Annotated in this window: 2 pseudogenes; one reads left to right on the top strand and one right to left on the bottom strand. The window is 79.0% G+C overall.

What is annotated here, in order from left to right:
- Nucleotides 1-643, top strand: a pseudogene (locus A5714_RS27220) (NEW3 domain-containing protein); the annotation flags it as partial.
- Nucleotides 644-688: 45 nt separating this feature from the next.
- On the opposite strand, the pseudogene A5714_RS27215 reads toward A5714_RS27220, so the two are convergent.
- Nucleotides 689-802: pseudogene (locus tag A5714_RS27215) on the bottom strand (NEW3 domain-containing protein); the annotation flags it as partial.
- Nucleotides 803-875 lie beyond the last annotated feature (73 nt).

Genomic DNA, 875 nt, shown 5'->3' with positions numbered 1-875 from the left:
CGCGCCGCTCGGCGGGCTGCCCGCCGTCGCGCACTTACACCCGACGCTGGTCGCCGCCGAACCCGGCGACGAGGTGGCGCTGCGCCTCACCGCGGCCAGCGACTGCAGCGACGCCACGCTCGACAGCGCCGTGCGCCTGCTGTGCCCGGACGGCTGGTCCGCGACGCCCGCGGCGCTGCCCCTCACCCTGCCCAGCGGTGAGCACCGCGACGCCGACGTGCTGGTGTCCGTCCCGCCCGGCGCGCCCGCCGGGCTCTACCCCGTCCGGGCGCAGCTCGCCCTCACCGGGGCCGAGACGCCGGCCGCCTGGCGGCAGGTGGTCGAGGACGTGTGCCTGGTCACGGTCGGGCAGTGCCGGGACGCCGACCCGATCCACCTCGTCGCCGGTCCCGCCGACGTCACGCTCGCCGCCGGTGAAAGCGCGACCCTGACCGTCACCGTCGGCACCGCGGCGCGGGCAGCCCTGGCGGTGGAGGCGCACCTGATCAGCCCGTGGGGCACCTGGGAGTGGATGGGACCGGCCGCGCTGGGCGCCGTGCTCCCCGCCGCCGGCGCGGTCGACCTGCGCTTCCGGGTGGCCCCGCCGCCGCGGGTGCGGCCGGGCCAATGGTGGGCCCTGGTCCGGGTGGCGTGCGCCGGGCGGGACGGACACCAGCACGTCGGCGTCGCGGTGCTCACCGCTGGGCAGGGTGAGGGGCAGCGCCGCGGGCGTCGCGGACCAGCCGTCCGGGCACAGCAGGCGCACGGCGCTGTCGAGCGTGGCGTCGCTGCAGTCGCTGGCCGCGGTGAGGCGCAGCGCCACCTCGTCGCCGGGTTCGGCGGCGACCAGCGTCGGGTGTAAGTGCGCGACGGCGGGCAGCCCGCCGAGCGGCGCG

The organism is Mycobacterium sp. E2462 (assembly GCF_001672685.1).
In the GTDB taxonomy this organism is placed as follows: domain Bacteria; phylum Actinomycetota; class Actinomycetes; order Mycobacteriales; family Mycobacteriaceae; genus Mycobacterium.
The sequence above is the reverse complement of the archived record's forward strand: the minus strand, read 5'-3'. Positions and strand labels throughout refer to the sequence as shown.